15 protein-coding genes are annotated in these 21,105 nt (G+C 70.9%); 8 read left to right on the top strand and 7 right to left on the bottom strand.

All coding sequences use genetic code 11. From position 1 onward, the window contains the following. Positions 1 to 263: 263 nt before the first annotated feature. The 4 genes from ACIRL2_RS19445 (at position 264) to ACIRL2_RS19460 (ending at position 5,279) form a co-directional block, all read left to right on the top strand. Positions 264 to 1,292, top strand: coding sequence for a carbohydrate ABC transporter permease (locus ACIRL2_RS19445; RefSeq protein WP_395860444.1), 1,029 nt, complete (start codon positions 264 to 266; stop codon positions 1,290 to 1,292). Beyond that, positions 1,289 to 2,200 carry a sugar ABC transporter permease gene (locus ACIRL2_RS19450; RefSeq protein ID WP_395860446.1) on the top strand — a complete coding sequence of 304 codons (912 nt, stop codon included), beginning with the start codon at positions 1,289 to 1,291 and terminating at the stop codon, positions 2,198 to 2,200. The genes ACIRL2_RS19445 and ACIRL2_RS19450 overlap by 4 nt, the downstream gene beginning before the upstream one ends. A 139-nt stretch (positions 2,201 to 2,339) precedes the next feature. After that, positions 2,340 to 3,974 carry a glycoside hydrolase family 13 protein gene (locus ACIRL2_RS19455; protein ID WP_395860449.1) on the top strand — a complete coding sequence of 545 codons (1,635 nt, stop codon included), beginning with the start codon at positions 2,340 to 2,342 and terminating at the stop codon, positions 3,972 to 3,974. Positions 3,975 to 4,259: 285 nt separating this feature from the next. Beyond that, a complete protein-coding gene (locus tag ACIRL2_RS19460; protein ID WP_395860452.1) occupies positions 4,260 to 5,279 on the top strand; it encodes a LacI family DNA-binding transcriptional regulator in 1,020 nt (339 codons plus the stop codon). Between the two features lie 349 nt (positions 5,280 to 5,628). On the opposite strand, the gene ACIRL2_RS19465 is transcribed toward ACIRL2_RS19460, so the two are convergent. The 5 genes from ACIRL2_RS19465 to ACIRL2_RS19485 all read right to left on the bottom strand — a co-directional run bounded on the left by ACIRL2_RS19465 (position 5,629) and on the right by ACIRL2_RS19485 (position 12,885). After that, positions 5,629 to 6,624 carry a phosphatidylglycerol lysyltransferase domain-containing protein gene (locus ACIRL2_RS19465; RefSeq protein ID WP_395860454.1) on the bottom strand — a complete coding sequence of 332 codons (996 nt, stop codon included), beginning with the start codon at positions 6,622 to 6,624 and terminating at the stop codon, positions 5,629 to 5,631. 611 nt (positions 6,625 to 7,235) lie between these two features. Further along, positions 7,236 to 8,096, bottom strand: a complete 861-nt coding sequence (locus ACIRL2_RS19470; protein ID WP_402233614.1) for a hypothetical protein — start codon at positions 8,094 to 8,096, stop codon at positions 7,236 to 7,238. A gap of 98 nt (positions 8,097 to 8,194) precedes the next feature. After that, positions 8,195 to 8,413 carry a hypothetical protein gene (locus ACIRL2_RS19475; RefSeq protein WP_395860458.1) on the bottom strand — a complete coding sequence of 73 codons (219 nt, stop codon included), beginning with the start codon at positions 8,411 to 8,413 and terminating at the stop codon, positions 8,195 to 8,197. Positions 8,414 to 8,722: 309 nt separating this feature from the next. Continuing rightward, entirely contained in the window at positions 8,723 to 10,966 is a 2,244-nt protein-coding gene (locus ACIRL2_RS19480) for an MMPL family transporter (protein ID WP_402233618.1), read from the bottom strand. Between the two features lie 749 nt (positions 10,967 to 11,715). Further along, positions 11,716 to 12,885, bottom strand: a complete 1,170-nt coding sequence (locus tag ACIRL2_RS19485; RefSeq protein WP_395860462.1) for an alkaline phosphatase PhoX — start codon at positions 12,883 to 12,885, stop codon at positions 11,716 to 11,718. Between the two features lie 258 nt (positions 12,886 to 13,143). Here ACIRL2_RS19485 and ACIRL2_RS19490 point away from each other — a divergent pair, with 258 nt between their 5' ends. Continuing rightward, positions 13,144 to 13,725 (top strand): TIGR03086 family metal-binding protein, encoded by a 582-nt coding sequence (locus ACIRL2_RS19490; RefSeq protein WP_402233621.1) that lies wholly within the window; start codon positions 13,144 to 13,146, stop codon positions 13,723 to 13,725. Between the two features lie 49 nt (positions 13,726 to 13,774). Here ACIRL2_RS19490 and ACIRL2_RS19495 read toward each other — a convergent pair whose 3' ends face one another. Together ACIRL2_RS19495 and ACIRL2_RS19500 are read right to left on the bottom strand one after the other, a co-directional pair. After that, a complete protein-coding gene (locus ACIRL2_RS19495; protein ID WP_402233624.1) occupies positions 13,775 to 16,264 on the bottom strand; it encodes a hypothetical protein in 2,490 nt (829 codons plus the stop codon). Between the two features lie 98 nt (positions 16,265 to 16,362). After that, on the bottom strand, positions 16,363 to 17,289 hold the full coding sequence (locus ACIRL2_RS19500) for a LysR family transcriptional regulator (protein ID WP_402233627.1): 927 nt from the start codon (positions 17,287 to 17,289) through the stop codon (positions 16,363 to 16,365). 301 nt (positions 17,290 to 17,590) lie between these two features. Between ACIRL2_RS19500 and ACIRL2_RS19505 the strand changes: the two genes are divergently transcribed. The 3 genes from ACIRL2_RS19505 (at position 17,591) to ACIRL2_RS19515 (ending at position 21,104) form a co-directional block, all read left to right on the top strand. After that, positions 17,591 to 18,847, top strand: coding sequence for an MFS transporter (locus tag ACIRL2_RS19505; protein WP_402233629.1), 1,257 nt, complete (start codon positions 17,591 to 17,593; stop codon positions 18,845 to 18,847). A 65-nt stretch (positions 18,848 to 18,912) separates the two neighbouring features. Beyond that, complete coding sequence (locus tag ACIRL2_RS19510; protein WP_395860471.1) at positions 18,913 to 19,362, top strand: MarR family winged helix-turn-helix transcriptional regulator; 450 nt, start codon at positions 18,913 to 18,915, stop codon at positions 19,360 to 19,362. A 290-nt stretch (positions 19,363 to 19,652) separates the two neighbouring features. Then, on the top strand, positions 19,653 to 21,104 hold the full coding sequence (locus ACIRL2_RS19515; RefSeq protein WP_402233632.1) for a DUF4331 domain-containing protein: 1,452 nt from the start codon (positions 19,653 to 19,655) through the stop codon (positions 21,102 to 21,104). Position 21,105: the final 1 nt, after the last annotated feature.

A 21,105-nucleotide genomic window follows, 5' to 3' on the forward strand; every position in this document is an offset into this window, starting at 1 on the left:
ACCCGCACCCGGGCCGAGGAGACGCCCGGACCGCCGCGTCCGACCGGCGCATCCGACCCCGCGTCCGACCGGCGAGTCCGACCCCCGACGTCCCGACCGGCGAGTCCGACCTCCGCGTACGTCCGGCGGTCCGCGCACGTCGAACGGGTGGGCGCGTGCTCGATCCCCGCGCCCACCCGCCCCAACCCCCAGGCACCGCACCGTGGCTGACGCTGCGTCAGGAACACGGACGGTGCGGTCGCAGGCTACGAGGCAGGACCATCATGACCACCACCATCGAGGCACCGGAGTCCCCCGGGTCGCCCTCCGTCCCCGAAGGCAAGACACCGCGCAAACCCGCCGCGGGCCGCTTCCGTCGGATCCTGCGCCGGTTGCGCAGGTCGTACGACTCGCACTGGTACGCCTGGGCCATGGTGCTCCCGGTCGTCCTGGTCCTGGGTGTGCTGGTGGGATACCCGCTCGTCCGCGGGCTCTACTACTCGTTGACCGACATCAACGAGGCCAACATGGGCCGCACGATCGGGGTCAACCACATCCCCGCCACCTACGAGTGGGTGGGCCTGAAGAACTACCGCAACGTGCTCTCCGGCAGCGACGGCAACTTCTACCCGAAGCTGCAATGGACGATGATCTGGACGGTCTCCTGCGTCGTCCTGCACTACACGCTCGGCCTGGGCCTCGCGGTGCTGCTCAACCGCAAGGTCCGGTTCAGCGGGATGTACCGGATCATGCTCGTCGTCCCGTGGGCGGTGCCCGCGTTCGTCTCCGCGTTCGCGTGGCGGCTGATGCTCAACAAGGACAACGGCGTGATCAACTCGATCCTCGGCGGCGCGGGCATGGACCCCGTCGACTGGCTCGGGCAGCCGACCACGGCCAAGATCGCCGTGATCATGGTCAACGTCTGGATCGGCGTGCCGTTCAACATGGTGGCGATCCTGGGCGGACTCCAGTCGATCCCCCAGGAGCAGTACGAGGCCGCCGAGATGGACGGGGCCACGCCCTGGCAACGCTTCCGCTACGTCACCCTGCCCGGCCTGCGCCCGATCAGCGCGACGATCATCCTGCTCGGCGTGATCTGGACGTTCAACCAGTTCGCCGTCATCTACCTGGTCACCGAGGGCGGGCCGTTCGGCTCCACGGAGATCCTGGTGACGTTCGCCTACAAGCTCGGGTTCGCCAACATCCGCGACTACGCCGGGGCCGCGACCTACGGGGCGATCATCCTGTCGATGCTCATCCTGTTCGCGACCGCCTACCGTCGCACCCTCGACCGCAAGGGGCAGGCGGCATGACCACGACCAGCACACCCCGAACCGCCCGGGCCGAGCCCACCATCCCCGGCCGGCGACCCACCGCACGGCCGCGCAGGCGGGCCCGCGGCGAACGCGGCCGACTCGCCTCCATCGCGCTGCACACCGCCCTCCTGATCGCGAGCGCGATCGGGATCTTCCCGGTCCTGTGGGTTGCGCTGACCTCGCTCAAGCCGGGCGACGACTGGCAAAAGCCGGGCAGCTTCGCCGGGTTGTCCCTGGACAACTACCGAGACGTGCTCTCCGACGGCTCGTTCGTGCGCTGGTTCGGCAACTCGATCGTCGTCGCGCTCGGCACCACGCTGCTCGGCGTGTTCATCGCCGCGAGCGCCGGCTACGCCCTGTCCCGGATGCGATTCCCCGGCCACAAACCGCTGATGTGGGCCTTCCTGGTCGTGCAGATGTTCCCGGTGGCCGTGCTCATCGTGCCGATGTACACGATCATGGCGAAGCTGCACCTGATCAACACCTACGGCAGCCTGATCCTCGCCTACTGCACGGTGGCCGTGCCGTTCTGCGCCTGGATGCTCAAGAGCTACTTCGACACGATCCCGCGCGAGATCGACGAGGCGGGACGGGTCGACGGACTGACCCCGTTCGGCACGTTCTGGCGGCTGATCATGCCGCTGGCCCGGCCCGGCCTCGCGGTGACCGCGTTCTACAGCTTCCTCACCGCGTGGGGCGAGGTCGCCTACGCGACGACCTTCATGAACGACCGCAAGCACTACACCCTCGCGGTCGGCCTGAGCACCTGGGTGGGCCAGTTCAAGAGCGAGTGGGGCCTGATGACCGCGGCCTCGGTACTCATCACCATTCCCGCGGCGCTGGTCTTCTTCTTCGTCCAGCGACACCTGGTCTCCGGCCTCACCGCGGGCGGGACCAAATCCTGACCCCGACACCGGGCACTCGGAACCGGCCGCGCCCGGACACCATCCCTTCGCACCTCACCGCATCGCACCGCGTCGCACCGCGACACACCGCACCGCAACGCACCGTGAGCCGACCGTACGACAGGACGACAGGACAGCCATGAACCTCCCCCTGACTCTCCCCGAGCCATCGCGGACCCGGGACAACCCCGAGCCCTGGTGGCGGGACGCGGTCATCTACCAGGTGTACGTGCGCAGCTTCGCCGACGGCAACGGCGACGGCGTGGGCGACCTGCTGGGCATCCGCACCCGGCTGCCCTACCTGCGCGACCTGGGCGTGGACGCACTGTGGATCACTCCCTTCTACGCGTCGCCGATGGCCGACGGCGGTTACGATGTCGCCGACTACCGGGCGGTCGACCCGACCCTGGGCACGCTCGGCGACATCGACGCCCTGGTACGCGAGGCGCACGCACTGGGTCTGCGGGTGATCGTCGACATCGTGCCCAACCACACCTCGGACCGACACGCCTGGTTCCGCGAGGCCCTCGCCGCCGCACCGGGCGACGCCGCGCGCGAGCGCTACATGTTCCGCGACGGTCGGGGCGCGGACGGCGAACTCCCGCCCAACGACTGGGAGTCCGTCTTCGGCGGCCCGGCCTGGACCCGGCTGCCCGACGGCTCCTGGTACCTGCACCTGTTCGCCCCCGAACAGCCCGACCTCAACTGGCACCACCCCGAGGTCCGCGCCGAGTTCCTGGACATCCTCGCCTTCTGGCTCAACCTCGGCGTGGACGGTTTCCGGATCGACGTCGCACACGGCATGTTCAAGGAACCCACCCTCGCCGACATCGGGCACGACCGGCAGATCTCCCTGCTCGGCACGCAGGCCCTGCCGTACTTCGACCGCGACGAGGTACACGAGATCTACCGCGACTGGCGGGCCCTGCTCGACACCTACCCCGGCGATCGGGTCGCGGTCGCCGAGGCATGGGTGCCCGATGCCGCGCGGCTCGCGCTGTACCTGCGCCCGGACGAGTTGCACCAGGCCTTCAACTTCCACTACCTGGGCACCGATTGGTCGGCGCCGGCCTTCCGCGCGGTGGTCGACGACTCGCTCGCCGCCGTCGCGGACGTCGGCGCGCCCGCCACCTGGGTGCTCTCCAATCACGACGTGCAACGGCACGTCACCCGGTACGGCGGCGGGCCGCTCGGGCAGGCCCGGGCCCGCGCCGCGGTGCTGCTCACCCTCGCGCTGCCCGGCTCCGCCTACCTCTACCAGGGCGAGGAACTCGGCCTTCCCGAGGTCACCGACCTGCCCGACGAGGTCCTCCAGGACCCGCAGTGGGAACGGTCCGGCCACACCGACCGCGGTCGCGACGGCTGCCGGGTGCCGATCCCGTGGGACGGCGCCGAGGCGCCCTTCGGCTTCGGTCCGCCCGGGTCGCGCGAAAGCTGGCTGCCGGTACCGGCCGACTGGCAGGGGCTGAGCGTGCAGGCCCAGCGCGGCCGACCCGACTCGATGCTGGAGTTGTACCGCGAGGCCCTGCGCCTGCGCCGCGCCCTGCCGGGGCTGGGCGGCGGAACACTGCGCTGGATCGACGCGCCGGACGGCTGCCTCGCCTTCGAGCGCGGCGCCGAGTTCGTGTGCGTGGTCAACTTCGGCGACGCGCCGGTGACGATCCCCGCGTACGGCCGGCAACTGCTCGCCGGTGCGCCCCTGGTCGCGGCCGAAGCGGGCGGCGTGCTGCTGCCGGCCGACACCGCGGTGTGGTGGGAGCGGACGGCCGAGTGAGCCGTGCACCGCTCGGCGGCGCCGTGTGCGGGCACGGCGCCGCCGACGGTGACCTCGGCGGGCCGGCCCGACGGCGCCCGGCCGTACCTTTTCCGTTCGTCGCGATGATCGTCCGGGGCGGGCCGCGTTACACCCGGTCCGCCGCCGGTAACGATCCGCTCCGCCTTCGCGGGCGGCGTCCCACCCTTCGCCCCGCAGCGTGCTGACGACCCGTCACCTGTGTCGCAGCAGGAGGATTTCCCCGACATGACTTTCCCTTCGTCCGGTCAACTAGAGTCATCTCCCATGACCCCCAGGCTTTCCGACATCGCTGCTCAGGCAGGTGTGAGCGAGGCCACGGTCAGTCGCGTCCTCAACGGCAAGCCCGGCGTGTCCGCGGCCACCCGGCGAGTCGTCCTGGCCGCCTTGGACCTGCTGGGCTACGAGCGGCCGACCCGGTTGCGCCGGCGCAGCGCCGGCCTCGTGGGGCTGATCACGCCAGAGCTCGACAACCCGATCTTTCCCGCGTTCGCGCAGGTCATCGAAAGCGCGCTGACCCAGCGCGAGTTCACCCCGGTGCTGTGCACGCAGACCCCCGGTGGGGCGACCGAGGACGAGTTCACGCACCTGCTCATCGAGCGCGGGGTCTCCGGGATCATCTTCGTCTCCGGCATGCACGCCGACACCACGGCGGGTATCGAGCGCTACACGAAGTTGTCGGCCGAGAACGTGCCGATGGTGATGATCAACGGCTACGCGGAGGGCGTGGACGCGCCTTTTCTCTCCACCGACGACCGGCTCGCGATGCGGCTCGCGGTCAGCCACCTCGTCGAGCTCGGGCACGAGCGAATAGGCCTGCTGTCCGGGCCGCGCCGATTCGTGCCGGTCATCCGCAAGGCCGAGGGCTTCCTGCGGACGATGGCCGAGCTCCTGGGCACCGACGAGGACGACGCGCTTCTGGAGAACACCATCTTCTCCTTCGAGGGTGGTGCCGCCGGCGCCCGGACGCTGCTCGACCGGAACGCCACCGCCCTGGTCTGCGGGAGCGACGTGATGGCCCTGGGCGCGATCACCACGATTCGCGAGCGCGGCCTCTCGGTCCCGCACGACGTCTCGGTGATCGGCTTCGACGACTCGCCGTTCATCGCGTACACCGACCCGCCGCTGACCACCATCCGCCAGCCGGTGCAGGCCATCGGACTGGCGGCGGTCCGCGCGCTCTTCGACGAGTTGGCCGGCATCCCGGCGCCTCGGTCGGAGTTCGTCTTCCGCCCCGAACTCATCGTGCGCGGGTCGACGGGCTCGGGGCCGAGAATCCAGCGCTGACCCGTCGGGTCGGCCCGATCGATCCGGCCGGTGCGACATCGCCCCTGGAGGGCGTGGTCCCCCCGAACCCGCCGACGTCCGCGCCAACCCTCGATCACGGGTGCCCGCGGTGGGAAGCGAAGAGTGTCGTGTTCCGGGTCCACGCCCGTGCCGATCTCCGATTCCAGGCCGTGCACGGTGACTTGGTACTCGTGGTCGACCTTGAACTCGGCCGTGACCAGGATGTGGAACAGCGAATTCGCGTCGATCCGGGCCGGGGCCGGCACACGGCACCTCGTTCCGATCGCGCGAGGGCGGCGCCGGTGGGCCCACGCCGCCGCGAACCCACCGAGACGTCACGGACAACCGATCACAACACCCGGGTTGCCCGCAGCAGACGCCACACCGCCGCCACACGAACACGATCCTGGAAAGCCAGGTACTCGGGTTCACACACGTGCGGTGCCCACTTGAGTTTGAAGGCCGCCTGCGTCCTCGCCGGGTAGAGCTCGCGCCCGGGTCTCGCCCCCTGCCGGATCGCCCATCCGAGAAGACCGGAGGCACAGGGCGGTTCGTGCTCGTCCGCCAGCCCGACGAACGGTGCGAGCCCGAGATGCAGCCAGCCCGCCCCCTCCTCGGTGAAACGACTCAACGCCGTGAGGTTGATCAACTCGTGTGTGCCGACCGGGGCTTGTGGACGACGGCGGGACAGATCGCACAACCACCCCGGTCGACTCCCCCAGGCCGGCGCGTACGTGATGTAGGCGACGGTCGTCCCGCGGTGGCGCGCCACGAACGTACGACGCAGCGTCCGGCCGATCCCGCCGTGTTCGCCGACCATGAACGCCAATTGCCGCACGTAGCGGCCCTTGTCGCGCAACCACTCCCGGTCGATGTCGTCCAGGGTGCGTCGATCGGGCAGGGCTTCGGATTCCACCTCCGTGACGGTGACCCCCTCCCGCCGGGCCCGGGAGACGTTCTGGCGGACCTTGGCCAGGGCCTTACCGCGCAGCGTGAAGCGGGACAGGTCGATGCCGTAGGAGACACCGAGCTGGTTGATCACGAATCCGCGGTCGGCGTAGACGGCGATGTCGTGGGAGCGAAGCTGAACCGCGGTCAGTGACTTCGGCCGGCCCGGGCCGTGGCCGAGCATATGCAGATACTCGTCCAGCAGGCGTCCTCGGTCCGCGGGCGCCGCGAAAGGTCCGGCGAACTGGATGTGATGCGGGTACCCCGGCCGAAAGGCGACGAGCCCGGGAACGCCGCTCCCGTAGTAGTGCCGGGTCCGGGAATTGACCGCCAGGAAGGCACTCGGATGGTCGGCGTGGGCGCGCAGCACCTCGATCGCGTTCCGCCCGCTCGCCACCGGCCTCTGCGCACCCTGCGACGGAACCGCGGCGACCTCGGCCGCCGCCCCTTCACTCGACCCCGGGTCCCGCTCACCCGACGCCGGGACGGCAGCCTTCATCGTCGCCCCCATGCGACCGTCGGCGCAGGCCGGCCCCCCGCGCACTCGACGGCGCAGAAGCCGAAGAACGTCGTGGGTACGACCCACCTCGGGTATCGCCGTTCCGCGCCGAAACGGATCCGCGAACTCGTGTCGTTGTCTCGTGCCGCGACGAAAGACGGCTCTTCTCTGCCGAAGGTCATGGCTTCCCTGCACTCGGGGCGATCATGTCGCAAGGACAAACGAGCCGTCCGGACGTGCCGACACGCCTTCCCGCGAAATCACCCACGAGTTTCACTCGATCCGTCCCGCCCACCACCCCGGGCCCGACCGGAGAGCCGCCCCTCGGCCCGCGACGGGCCGAATCGGCACGACAACCCCACCCACGGACCCGAGACCGACCCGCCCTACCGACTCCGACGGAGCCCGTTCGGAGTCGGTAGGGCGGGTCGACGGGTCGACGGGTCGACGGGTCGACGGACAGGCATGCAGGTGGGAGCGCGGGCGGGCAAGCGTGGCCGGTCAGGCCGTCAGTGCCGGGGAGACGGCTTCACCGCCCGGGGATCTTCGGTGGAAAAGCCACCTGTGCTTCGTCGGCTCGGATCCGGGATCGTCGTCGCCGCGATCAGCTTCTCCAGTTCGGGGTCGGCCCAGGGCAGTTCGGGAGACAGGGGTGGGCGGTGTCGCCCTGTGGCGATGTCCTCGAGGATGTCCCGGGGGGTGACGTCGGGGCCGAGCAGGCGGGTGGTGGCGGGGGCGTGGCCGGTCCAGGCCCAGCGCAGGGACGCGCCGAGGCTGTAGATCTCGGCCTCGGTGGTGAGGGTGATGTCGACGTCGGGTTCGGTGCCGAGGAGTTCGCGGGCGATCTCGGGGGCGGTGGATTGGTCCATGCCGCCTCGGTAGGGGCCCGGCAGGGGGAGGTCGCGGTGGTGGGTGAGGTCGTGGTCGATGAACTCGATCGCGCCGTCGGGGGTGACGAGGATGTTGGCCGGTTGTATGTCGCCGTGGCGCCATCCCGCGGCGTGGAGTCGGTGCAGGGCGGCGAACGCGTGGCGGCCGATGCCGCGGAGCCGCCGCGCGTGCTCGGGTGACGGGATTTCGCGGGCGGCCAGGCCCCAGTCCCACAGGGTGGTGCCCGGACGCCAGGGGATCGCGGTCCACACGCCTTGGGCGAGGCGTCCGCTGGTGGCGTCGACGGGATGCAGACCTCGGGCGTGGAGGAGTGCGACGGCGCGGGCCTCGTGCAACAGCGGTGCGGCGTCGGCGGGTTCGGTCGCCGTCTTGATCTTCCATTGCCCGGCACGCCAGGCGGTGGTGTGGTCCTGGGTGAGCGGGCGTGGGGGGTCCTCGATGCCCAGGTGGCGCAGGGCGGCGGCGAGCAACGGGTCCATCGTCACATCCTCGCGGGTGCGCGCGTGGTCGGCGTGGCCGCCGAGCCGTCGCCACGGAGGCGACTTCGGTCGGGCGCACGCCGATCACGCGCGCGTCGTCAGTCGTCCTTCTTCCAGCGACCGGCTTCCTGGGTGCCGGTGTAGTTCGCCATCGCGGCGGGGTCGGCCGTGTGGATCAGCGGTGTTCCGTCGGCGACGACGTTGAGGCCGAGGTCGGGATCGAAGCGGTGCTCGGGCAGAGGCCGGCGGTGCTCGCCGTCGGCGGGGGCAGGGGCGGGCGCGGGGGCCCTGCGGGTGAGGATCAGGGGTCGAACCATGAGGCTTCTCCTGTCCGTTCGGTGCGGGCACCGGGCGTCGGGACGTGCCGACCGGGCCATACTCCGAGTGAACCCCGCGTCGCCTCGCCGGTACAGAGTCCGGTGGCTTAAAAGGTGGAAAACGACGGGCGCCACCGCCCCGCCGCATCGGATCCGAGGGATCACACCGCCAAGCCTCCTTAAATGACTTGCCGTTCGTTATAAGCAATAACTCCCTCGAACCACGGACACCCGCCGCGCTGCCCATCGGCGGCACGGCGGGTGTCGGTCACCTCGGGGTTCCCGTCAGTCGGTCACCTCGAGGGCCCGTCAGTGGACCTTGACCAGGTCGGGGCCCGGTACTTCCTCCCCGGCGTTGCCCGCGGCCCGGGCGTCGATGTGCTTCCGCAGGCTCTCGCCCTCCACGTCGACGTTCGGCAGGATGCGGTCGAGCCACTTCGGCAGCCACCACGCGGACTTGCCCAGCAGGGCGAGCACGGCCGGGACGACCGCCATGCGTACCACGAAGGCGTCCAGGAACACGGCCGCGGCGAGGCCGAAACCGATCATCTTGATCATCGAGTCGGTGGCCCCGATGAAGCCGGCGAAGACCGCGATCATGATGATCGCCGCGGCGGTGACCACGCGTGCGCCGTGCTTGAAGCCGCTGACGATCGACTCGCGCGGGCTCTCGCCGTGCACGAACGCCTCACGCATTCCGGTGACGAGGAAGACCTCGTAGTCCATCGCCAGGCCGAACACCACGCCGATCAGGAAGATCGGCATCATGCTCATGATCGGGCCGGTCTGTTCGACACCGAACAGTTCGTTCAGCCAGCCGTACTGGAAGACCATGACCACCGAGCCGAGCGCCGCGGCGACCGACAACAGGAATCCGAGGGCCGCCTTGAGCGGCACCAGGATCGACCGGAACACCGCGATCAGCAGCAGGAAGGCGAGCCCGACCACGAGGATCAGGTACGGGAGCAGCGCGTCGTTGAGCTTCTGCGAGAAGTCGATGTTCAGCGCGGGGGTACCGCTGACCAGCGTCTTCGACCCGCTCGCCGAGTCGGCCGTCCTGACGGTGGAGCGGATGTCGTGAACGAGCGTCTCGGTCTTCGGGTCGCTCGGCTTGGTCGTCGGCGTGACCTGGATGGTGGCCAGGTTGCCGGCGTCGTTGAAGGCGACGGCACCGACGGACGCGACGCCCTTGCCCTTGAGGGTCTCCACCTGACGGCGGACCGCCTCGGCGGCGGCCGGGCTGTCCTTGCTCTTGGCGGTGTCCACGACCAGCATCAGCGGACCGTTGAACCCGGGGCCGAAGCTCTCGGCGAGCATGTCGTACGCCTGGCGCTGCGTGGTGCTGGTCGGCTGCGCGCTGTCGTCCGGCAGACCGAGGTTCATGCTCGCCGCGGGCAGCGCGACGGCGCCGAGCCCGACCACGGAGAACAGCAGTACGGCCACCGGGTGGCGCAGAACGAAGCGGGCCCAACGCGAGCCCATGTTCGGCTTCTCGTTACCGTGACCGAGACCGGCCTCGTGCTTGGCCGCGCGCTTGCGGTCCTTGCGGCCGAAGATGCGCTTGCCGGCGAAGCCCAGCAGCGCCGGCACGAAGGTCAGCGCCACGAGCACGGCGATCACGACGGTGAAGGCCGCGGCCAGACCCATCTCGGTGAGCACGGGGATGTTCACCACGGCCAGGCCGGACAGCGCGATGACGACGGTGAGCCCGGCGAAGACGACCGCCGAACCCGCGGTGCCCACGGCCCGCCCGGCGGCCTCCTCCGGTTCACGCCCCAGCCTCAGCTCGGTGCGGTATCGGGAGACGATGAACAGCGCGTAGTCGATACCGACCGCGAGACCGATCATCATCGCCAGCGTGGACGTGCTCTCGGAGAGGTCGAAGATGCCGGCCACCGCGGTGATCCCGGCTATGCCGATGCCGACCCCGAGGATCGCGGTGAGCAGCGGCAGCCCGGCGGCGATCATCGCGCCGAAGGTGATCGCGAGCACGACGGCCGCGACCCCCACACCGATGATCTCGCCGTTGCCGACGCTCGACTCGGCGACCAGCGCGTCGCCGCCCACCTCGACGGTCAGCCCCGCGCTCTGGCCCTGCTTCACGGCGCCCTTGAGGATGTCGCGGGACGAGTCCTTGAGCAGGTCGGCCCCGACCAGGTAGTCCACCGTCGCGTACGCGGTCCGCCCGTCGGCGCTCAGCGTCGCGGCCGAGAACGGGTCGGAGGCGTCGGCGATCTCCTGGGTGCCGCGCAGTGCGCCCATCGTCTTCTCGACGCCGGCCTTGTTCTGCGGGGCATCGATCCGCTGCCCGTCGGGGGCTCGGAAGACGATGCGTGCGGTGGCCCCGCCACCTCCGGAGTCCGGACTGCGCTCCTCGAGCAGGTCGAGGGCCTTCTGTGCCTCGATCCCGGGGATCGAGAACGGCTTGGCGGCGGGCTTGGAGGCGGATGCGGCGCCCACGCCGACGGCGACGAGGATCGCCACCCAGATCAGCAGCGCGAGTCGCCTCCGGCGGAACGTCAAGCGCCCGAGTCGATACAGGAAGGTAGCCATGGAAACGGATCTCCGGGTCGGTCGAGGGGTCGACAACGGCCCGCGGGCCCGGCCCGGGGCGGCAGGCATCGCCGGTCGGGCGGAACGCGGAAGTGTCGGCGCGCCGAGGCAAGGCATACGGACGTGCCGGGAACTGCGGTACGAGGGGTCAAGGCAAGGGAGGACTCACCACGTCGGGCGGGAGTCCGGGCGCGGCACACCCACCGGAGGAGGTGCCACGTGTCGGTGAAGCGATCGGGTCGGGCGTGGAACGGGGCGGATCCGGGTCAGGCCGGACAGCGTCCGCCGAACGACCGGGCAGTCGACGGACGTCGGCGGTCCACCGGACGGTCGTCGTGGGTGCCGGGCCGACGGTGCGGATGCTGCATGCGGCGAGTCTCCTGACTGGGCGGTGAATGCTCCACCGACCCGGGGTCCGCGAAAGTTTGGTGTATGGGTCTGACTCTAGAAAGTATTGCGGCCGGATCGCCGTCACGACTCCCCCGCAGGGCTTGACGTCGCGTACTACGAGGGACGTAGAAACGAAGCGCTACTACCGCCCCTGCACTGCGCCCGATCTCCACCCTGTGCCCACCCGCACCGCCGGCCGGCCTCGCTGAATGGGTTCACCATCCCCGACCTCGCGAACGTCGTCCGCCCTCGGGTCCGCAACACCGGTGACGGCAGCGGGGACGGGCGGCGGCGGCCTCTCCGGGCTCGCCCGCCCGCCCATCCCCGCTTCGGGGCCGAGGAGCCCCGCACCACCGGCGTCAACCCGCGTCGCGGAAGGGCCCCGTCACCTCGAACGTCACTCCGGCCGCCGGGGAGTTGGAGGTGCCGCGCTGCGAGGAGAAGTACAGCCGCCGCCCGTCGGGGGAGAACGCCGGGCCGGTGATCTCGGAGCCGTCGTGGCCGGTCACCTGGAGGAACGGCGCGACCGTGTCGTCCGGGGTGATCAGGCAGATCTGCAGGTCGCCGCCGTCCTCGGCGACGAACAGGTCGCCGTTGGGCCGCCCGGTGATGTTGTCCACCCCGGTCAGCGGCGCGGACCCGGCAGGCACCAGGTCGTCGTCGTACGCGATGTCCAGCACGCTCGTCGCCGCGTCGTACACCCACACCCGGTTGTCGCCCTTGGTGGTGAACCACACCCGCCCGTCCCGATAGTGCACGCCCTCGCCGCCCTTGAAGCGGCGCGCCTCGGCGACCTGGTTGCGCGTTCCGGCAAGCCAGTCGCCGGGTCGGGGTACGGTCCGCCAGGTCACCGGACCGGCCACCGGTGCGGCCGGGGCGCACAGCACCTCCAGGCGTCCGCGCGAGAGGTCGCCCCATGTGTCGGGGGTGAATCGGTAGAAGCAGCCGTCGGATTCGTCCTCGGTCAGGTAGATCACGCGTCGGTCCGGGTCTGCGGCGGCGGCCTCGTGCTTGAAGCGCCCCATGGCGTCGCGCTTGACCGCTCCGGTGCGGCCGTACGGGTCGGTCTCCCACACCCTCCCGAACGCGATCTCCTCACACGAGAGCCACGTTCCCCACGGTGTGGCCCCTCCCGCGCAGTTCACGTTCGAGCCGCCGAGGATGGAATAGGCGCCGACGATGTTCCCGTCCGCGGCGAAGCGCAGCGCCGAGACCCCGCCCACCAGCGGGAGTTCGGAGTTGGAGACGTAGATCCACCCGGTTCCGTCCCGGAAGCAGGCGCCGCCGTCCGGCGCTCCGTGCCACAGGTGGGTGGTTCCCGTGACCAACCGTCCGCTCTTGGCCACCACGCGCGAGGTGAACCCGGCCGGCAGCCGTACGCCGTTGGCGTCCGGCAGCGAGAGCGCGCCGTAGGGTCCGGTGCCCGGCTGCGCGGGGCCCGCGTGTGCGGCGGACGCCCACAGCGAGCCACCGAGCACCAGCCCGCCCGTTCCGACGGTGGTGCCCCGCAGGAATGTACGCCGATCCATGTCGTACTCCCTTCCGGCGACGGCCGGAACCGCCGCATGCGACTGGCGTTACCAGTGGGTACGTTACGGCCGAAGCACCGTCACGGGATACGCGCGCGAGTGAACTCCCGGTGACGATCGGGCGTCCGGGCCGCCCCGCCGGCGCGGGACGCTCGCCGGGAGGGCGTACCGGCCGACGCCGTCGGCCGGCCGCGGCGACGCCGCCGCGTGTCGCGTTTGTTCAATCCGTGCCGGCAGGCCCGTGTCTAGGGTTCACACATGACCGAAACGATCAGTGAGCTTCTCCGGCACGCCTCCCGCGAGGCGGTCGCGGTGATCGGCGCGATCACCGACGAGGAGTTGCGCCTGCCCACGCCCTGCGCCGACTACCAGGTGCGCGACCTGCTGAATCACCTCTACCAGGTGGTCGTGAACTTCCAGGCCCTGGCCGCCAAGGAATCGGTGGACTTCTCCACGACTCCCGACTTCCTGGTCGGCGATTGGCGGGCCGGCTTCGAGGTCGAGACGACCCGGCTCGTCGCGGCGTGGGCGGCACCCGGTGCCGAGGAGGGTATGTCGGGTGGCATGGGCTTGCCCGCGCGGATCGTGGGGTGCATGGCGCTCCTCGATTTGACCGTGCACGCGTGGGATCTCGCCCGCGCCACCGGCCGGGAGTACACACCACCCCCGCGGGTGATCCCCGCGTTGCACGAACTCGTCGACACGATGGCCGTGACCGCGCGCGAGATGAAGGTCTTCGCCGAGCCCGTCCCGACCGCCGAGAACGCCTCGCCGTTCGACGACCTGCTCTCGCGCACCGGCCGCGACCCCCGCTGGAGCCCGACACCCGCGAGGGCGTGACCACGACCGGCGTCGCACCCGCCGCGCCGCCGCGCCCCGACGGGTCACGTCATTGCCCTACCGCGACGATCGCCGCGACCGTGTCGAGCAGTTCGAGGAGCGTGCCGGGGAACTCGGGCAGCATGCGGATGGCGATCGTCCAGGTCTGCACCGAGTCGCCCAGTCGGTCGATCGCGCCGGCCGCGCGCAGGTCCCGGACGATCCATCGTTCGTGCTCCTGCGGATCCTTGGTGATCGGCACGCCCATCGTGAGCATCAGCGCCATTCCGGCCGGTGCGCAGTGGGCGCTGATGTCGCGCACGGTGAGGGTGCCGCGCTCGATGGAGTCCCGGACCCAGGACGCCCTTCCGGTGTAGGCGTTCGGCCGGAATCGCAGGCCGTCGAGCAGGATTTCGCGGGGACAGTCCGGCCGCTGGACCAGAGCGTCGACGGGGCCGAGGGTCAGCGGTCGGACCGCGCGCGCCGCGACCAGTTCCGGCCAGGGGATCGGTATGCCCTCGTGGGTCAGGTACCTGATCGCATCGCTGCCCCGGCGAATCTCCGCGACCACGTGCGCCGGATCCCCGGCGGTCGCGGCGTACCGACGCATGCGATCGAGACCGTCGGGTTCGGCGAGCGCCTCGCGCACGTACCGGGCCACCTCGGCGTCGAAGGGAGGAGCCGCAGTTCTCCCCTGCCGCGCCGGCGGGGTGACGTCGTCCAGCAGCGCACGCACCGCGTCCGCACCGCCGCGTTCCCAGATCGCGACCAGCATCCGGCTCGCCGCGGCCGCGGTGTGCACCCGGGTGCGGCGCAGGATCAGCCGGACCACTCGGGGGTCCCCGGAGAACAGGCCGGTCATCAGGTGCCTTTTGCGCTCGATCAGGCTCAGCCGGCTCAGGGTTTCCAACAGGTCGTCGGTCGTCGGCACCGCGCCGCGCTCGCCGTGGCGGTCCACACCGGCCAGGACGCGTACGCGCTGGGCGTCCGTCAGCGGCGCGTCCCGAAACAGCACGGCGTTGACGTCGGGGTCGTCGAGGTCCAGCAACTCCTCGACGGATTCCGGCACTTGCTCGGCACACATGGCTCGCGCGAGGTACACCCGCCTCCCGTGTACGGCGGTGATCCGGGCGCGGGTGGCGGCGTTCGTCGACGGTGACGCGAGGACGTCGCGCAGCGTGGGCAGGTCGAGGTCGGGCACGAGGGCGTCGCGAACGTGCTGCGGCGCGGCCCGAAAGAGCGTCAGGAATCCCGCCCGCGCCGCGTCGGCCGACGCGGGCGACCCGGGCGACCCGGCATGGGTCGCGTCCCGTGCGAGATGATCCGGGGTGACGCCGACCGGTACGACGTCGCCCCGCGCGATGTCGTCCGGCCCCGCCCCGCTCACGGTGCGTGCCGCCAGGACATCGGTCACGAGCGCGGCCGACGATCCCCCGTACGCGCCCAGTCGGGTGTATACGGCCGCCCACGCCGCGCGGTCCGCTCCCAGCGGCGCGACCAGTTCGGCGATCGCCCTCCGATTCCCGGGCTCGTCCGCGTCCAGGCACCGCAGGGCGTCGACCGCGGGCGCGATCTCGGCGAGGACGCGCTCGGCGGACAACCAACCGCATCGTTGTCGACGGCGGATGAACTCCGGCCACCACTTGGGGTCGTGCTCGAGTTCGGGATCCACCGACAGGTCGTCCGGCAGCCGGTGGGCGAGCCGGGCGGTGCCCGCGCGATCGTGCCGGTACGCCTCGCGCACGAGGTCTTCGGGGCAGTCGGGTTCCATCACCAGTCGGGTGAGGACAGGCGCCGGCAACGGGTTGCGTACCTGTTCGGCTCGGACCAGGTCCCAGTCGATCACCGTCGAGCCGCGCTCGGTACGGGCCCGCCCGGTCGCCAGTAGCCACAGGCCCGTGGGGCCCGGTGGGCCGGCCGGCTCCTCGTCGATCCGGGCGAGCAGTCCGGGGTGCCCCAGCTCGTCCTCTTCCTCCCGCGCGCGGCGCACGAAGTCCGCGAACTCGGCCGGACCGACCAGCTCGCGCAGCCCGCGCACGCGGTCGAGCAGCAGATCGGGTGGCATTCGCGAGCCGATCCGCACCAGCGTGGCCGCGAGGACCTCGCCGAACGGGGTGTACAGGAGTTCGTGCCGGAAGACGTGGTCCCCCTCGACGAGCCAAGGGACGAGTCCGTCCGGCGCGCGCCAACCCGGATCGGTCGGGTCGGCCGCGGCCATTACCGCCGCCATCACCTCGGCCCGATCCCAGTCGTTGCGCCGGAATGTGCACAGCGCGCGGCCCAACTCGGGCCGACCCAGCCGGGCGAGCGCGCACAGCGCCGCCGTCCCGGCGAACTCCGCCTCCGCCAACGCAAGTTGCAGTTCCACGTCGCCCGATGCGAGCACCACGTCCACGAGCGCGGGCGGCGCTCGGTGCGCCTTGCCCAACAACCGCGTGCACTCCGCCCGCAGTCGGTCCTTCAACGCCTCGGCATCACCGGGCCGGACGGCGCGAAAGGCCGCCGCCACGCCGGCGTGCGTCGCCTCCCCCTCGTACCACCAGTCTCGCTCCACCGACATGGCCGGGACGCTACGCGATCCACCCCGCCCCCGCCGCGAGCAGGCCCCCGCCCGCCCCCGCCGGAGCACGCGGCCGCCTCCGTGCTCCCGGACCGGAGTCAGGTGCCGAGGTCGGTGGTGACGGCGGCGAGGTGGAGCAGGCCGGCGGCGTCCCTGGCGGCCTGGCTGAAGGCATGGATGTTGCTCGTCGGGGTGACGCCGAGCCAGGTGGGGATCCATTCCAGCGGTGGGGCGTCACGGAACGGGATGTAGGCGACGTCGGCGCGGGCGTAGTAGCGGGTGACCTGGGCGCCGACCACGAAGGCGCCTTCGCCGGCGCCGATCAGGGCCAGGGCCTCCTGGAGGGTTTCGAAGCGAGGGCCGGCTTCGATCGGTACGCCCGACGGGGTCCGCGGGGGTGTGCGTTCCGCGCGCCAGTAGTCGGGCGCGGTTCGCCCCGCCCGCAACAGCTTGACGGCGGCGAGATCCTCCATGGAGACCGTGTCGCGACCGGCCAGGGCATGGGTCGAGGACACGGCCAACATGCGGTGCTCGGAGAACAGGACCGGACCGTTGACCATGCCCGGCTCCTGATGCGGCAGGGTCACGATCACCAGGTCCACGTCACCGTCGCGCAGCCGAGGGAGCGCGTCGAAGATCTGCAACTCCCTGGGTTGCACCCGGCAGCCGGGCAGCCGCTCGGCGTACAACCGGGCGGCGTGGAGCGTGAGTTGTCCCACCGCGGGCCCCAGGAACCCGACCCGCAGCACGTGCTCGACGCCCTTCGCGGCGTCGATCGCCTTCTGCAGCCCGGCCTCCAGTTCCCGGTACACCGGCAACAGGTCGTCGTGGAGTTGCCGACCGGCCGCGGTCAGCCGGACGTTCCGGCTGGTGCGTTCGAACAGCGGGGTCCCGATCCGGCGTTCCAGCCTCTGGATCGTCTGGCTGATCCGGCCGGTGCTCAGGTGCAGGCGTTCGGCGGTGCGGCCGAAGTGCAGTTCCTCGGCCAGCGTCAGGAAGGCCTCCAACTCCACCCGCTCGAGCATCGACGCGCCCCATCGTTGAATCCGGCTAAATGATCGACCCACTATCTCACCTTGTCGACGCCGACGGTGCCCAGCAGGGTGGACATGCACGCCTTCCGGCTCCGGGCCCGCCCGGGAGGACGTTGCCGGGTCACGCCGATCCCCCTCCCTTTTTCGCGGAGCCATGTCCTGCGTGCCCGCACAACCACCCGATGTCCGCACGATCATCAGGAAGACAACGCATGAACCCGCAAACCACCGGCGGCACCGTCCCCCGGGACGTTTTCCCGACCCCCGCGCACCGGTCGATCGGGGTGGCCCGATGACCGCCGTCGATGTCGGCGTCGACATCGCCGTCGACAGGCCCGAGACACCCACCCCCGCCCCTCGGGACAACGAGCGTGTGCCCTTGCGCAGGTGGCTCGCCGTCGCGGCGATGGCGGTCGGCACCTTCGCCCTGGTCACCGTCGAATCCCTGCCCGTGGGGCTGCTTCCCTTCATCGGCTCGTCGCTGCACGTCTCGGAGGGCACCGCCGGGCTGATGGTGACGGTCCCCGGCCTGGTCGCCTCCGCCACGGCGCCGCTGCTGCCGGTGGCGATCCGCCACCTGGACCGGCGGATCGTGCTGCTCGGTCTGATCGTCCTGATGGTGGCCGCCAACGTCCTGTCCGCGCTCGCCCCCAACTTCGCGATCCTGCTCGCCGCACGCTTTCTCGTCGGGATCAGCATCGGCGGGTTCTGGGCCCTCGCGGCCGGGCTCGCCGTGCGCCTGGTCCCGGAGCGGTCCGTTCCCCGAGCGGTCGCCATCGTCTTCGGCGGCGCCACGGCTGCCAACGTGCTCGGTGTACCGGCCGGAACGCTGATCGGCGGGCTCGGCGACTGGCGGATCGCGTTCGTCGCCGTCGCCGGGCTCGGGGTGATCGTCCTCGTGGCCCTGTTCGTCCTGTTGCCCCCGTTGCCGGCCGGCCAGGCCGTGCAACTAAGGACACTGGCACGGGAGTTCCGCAATCCGGTGGTGCGGGCGGGCGTCCTGGCCACGTTCCTGCTGGTGAGCGGCCACTTTGCCGCGTTCACCTTCGTCAGCCCCGTACTACAGGACGTGTCGGGAATCGACGAGGGCATGGTCGGCCCGCTGCTGCTGGGCTTCGGTGCCGCGGGCATCGCCGGCAACTTCCTCGCGGGTGCCGCCTCGGCCCGCGACGTCCGGGTGACCATCGTCACCATCAGCGTCGTACTGACCGCCGTCCTGGCGATCTTCCCTCTCGTCGGCCGCACCCCGATCGGCGGCACGGCCCTGATGATCGTCTGGGGACTGGCCTTCGGCGGTGTGCCGGTCGGCGTACAGACCTGGATCCTCAAGTCGGCACCGGAGTCGACCGAGGCGGCCACCGCGCTGAACACGTCCGTGTTCAACCTGGCCATCGCGCTCGGCGCCCTGTTCGGCGGCATCGTCGCCAACAATGTCGCGCTGACCGCCGTGCTGACCACCGGCGCCGTCCTCGCGCTCCCCACGACCCTGGCGATGTGGCGCGCCGGCGGGGGCACCCGCCGGGGTCGAGACGTCACGGCCCCTCGGTGAGCGGCCCCCGCGCCGTCGCCGGGCCGGGCACGCCGTCGACCGGCACATACCGAAACGGAGCCGCCATGGACGAGACACTCGCCAATCAGCCCGCCGGGTACTGGACCGGCGCGGCACACACCGCGGTCATCGCCTTCATCAACGCCGAACACGCGAAGCTCGGCCTGAGCCAACGGCACTGGATGACGCTGAACCGGCTCGCCGCCGACGAGGGCGGTCTGACCCGCGAAGCCCTGACCGAGGCGCTGCGCGAGTACATGACACCCCAGGTCGGCGATGTGTCCACCTACGCCACGATCGTCGACGACCTGCTCGATCGCGGCTGGATCACACCCGGCCACGACGGCCGACTCACCCTCACCGCCGCCGGCCGCACGGGCCGAGCCCGTCTCGCGGCGATCGCGCCCCGGGTCCGGGAGCGAATCCACGCCGGCATCCCGGACGAGGACTACGCCCTGACCGTGCAAGTACTGCGCCGCATGATCGCCAACGTGCACGAGCGGATCGGGACATGACGAAACGGACGACGAATGCGGATGCGGAGACCTCCATGACGAAAAGCCGCTGACCCGCACCGGACGGGCCCGCGCACGGCGTACGTGCGCGGGCCCGTCCGCGTGTGCGCCCGAACGCCTCTCGTCGATACGCATGCCACCGGGTCGTCGGTGGAACCCGGCGCGAACCTCGGCCGGGGACAAGGCTGTTACACCTCCGCGGCAATCGTGGGCAAACCGCGGGTCGGCCGACACCGAATCAGAGGTGCCACGGCAGGCCATGCCGTGCGATGCCGAGGGGGAACCCCGCCATGAACCACCACATACACCGCCATCGGTCCGCCGCGGCGCTGGTCGCGGTCGGCGCGCTGCTCGCGGCGGGCAGCGTCGCGCTCACCGACGCCGCTCCGGCCACGGCGTCCAGCCATCGCGAGGCACCGCTGATCGCGGCCGGTCCGCAACTGGACAACACCGACGTGTACGCATTCGTGAGCCCCGACCGTCCGGACACCGTGACGCTGGTGGCCAACGTCGTCCCGTTCCAGGAGCCCAACGGCGGCCCCAACTTCCATCCGTTCGCCACCGACGCGCGTTACGAGATCAACATCGACTCGGACGGCGACGGCAAGCCGGACGTCACCTACCGCTGGACGTTCCGCGACGAGGACCGGCGCGGCAACGACACCTTCCTGTACAACAACGGGCCGGTCACCTCGCTGGACGACGAGAACCTGCTGTTCCGGCAGCGGTACACACTCCAGGAGATCCGCGGCACGAACGCGCGGACGCTGCTGGACCAGGGACGCGTGGCGCCCTCGCGGGTGGGTGCCGCGTCGATGCCGGACTACAGGGGCCTGCGCGACGCCGCGCTGCACGATCTTCCGGGCGGTGGGCGGGTGTTCGCGGGACAGACCGAGGACCCGTTCTTCCTGGACCTGCGGGTCTTCGACCTGCTGTACGGCGGCAACCTCAAGGAGGTCGGGCAGGACACGGTTGCCGGGTACAACGTGAACACATTGGTACTCCAAGTCCCCAAGACGGCACTGGCGTTGCGCAACGACCCCGGGCGCAACCCGGTCGTGGGGGTGTGGAGCACGACGTCGCGGCGCGGCATGAACGTGGTGGTGGCCGACGGCAAGGACCGTGACTGGGGCCGGTACGTACAGGTGTCGCGGTTGGGCAATCCGCTGGTGAACGAGGTCGTGATGCCCGCCGGGCTGAAGAACCGGTTCAACGCGCTGACCCCGGACCAGGACCGGACCGTACCCGAGCTCGTCGACCGGGTGAACCGGCCCGAGGTACCCGGGCTGATCGAGAAGATCTACGGGATCAAGGCCCCGCAGGGCCCGCGCGCGGACCTGGTGGAGATCTTCCTGACCGGCATCGCGAAGGCGACCAACGGTCCCATCCAGGTCGACCTGAACTCGCAACTGCTGAACAAGGACGTGGATCCGAAGACGTTCGTGCCGGCGGAGGAGATGCGGCTGAACATGTCGATCCCGCCCACCGCGAAGCCGAACCGACTCGGGGTGCTCGGTGGCGACTTGGCCGGGTTCCCCAATGGGCGTCGGCTGACCGACGACGTCGTGGACATCGAACTCCAGGCGCTGGAGGGGGCCGTGGCCACCGGCCGGCCGGTGCCGGCGCTCGCGCGCGGGGACATGGTGGACGCCGGGAACCGGCCGTTCGCGGCGACGTTCCCCTATGTCGCGCTGCCGGAGTACTGGCCGGTGAACCGTGCCGTCGACGCGCCGAGCGGGTGAA

It is taken from the genome of Embleya sp. NPDC127516 (assembly GCF_044765325.1).
Lineage (GTDB): Bacteria > Actinomycetota > Actinomycetes > Streptomycetales > Streptomycetaceae > Embleya.